General features: G+C 30.0%; 1 protein-coding gene. It reads right to left on the minus strand.

What is annotated here, in order from left to right; genetic code table 11:
* Window positions 1–220 precede the first annotated feature (220 nt).
* On the minus strand, window positions 221–427 hold a 207-nt coding region (locus CKW40_RS46285; protein ID WP_198421204.1), incomplete at its 5' end, for an alpha/beta hydrolase.

Here is a 427-nt window from a genome sequence, read left to right on the forward strand (position 1 = left end):
TTCCACGTCAATTCGATAATTTTTTAGATCAATTTTATCAAATTAAAGGGCAATACTTTATCATCACACATATCAATACACTTATTGGTGATTTTCACTCAGAAGCTTATTAACAATTAGTCTATATAATCCTTGCTATATTTTCAAAAACAAAACCCAATTGCGTTTTCATGTCAAATATCATCTTCCATGAAATCGTAACTGGGTCAATTGTATGTTATTAGTTATTTTGTGTTACATCCTCATCTATCGATTTGGCAATTTGTTTAATAGCTTTATGTGATTGTCTAATTGGATAAATTGGAAAATCATGTACCATCTTAGGATAATCATAAAACTCAATGTATTGATGATGTTGCAACATCATTTGTTCGAATAGCTTCATATCAGGATGTGTCATTTCACGTCCACCACCAAACATATAAAC

Source organism: Mesorhizobium carmichaelinearum (genome assembly GCF_900199455.1).
GTDB lineage: Bacteria > Pseudomonadota > Alphaproteobacteria > Rhizobiales > Rhizobiaceae > Mesorhizobium > Mesorhizobium carmichaelinearum.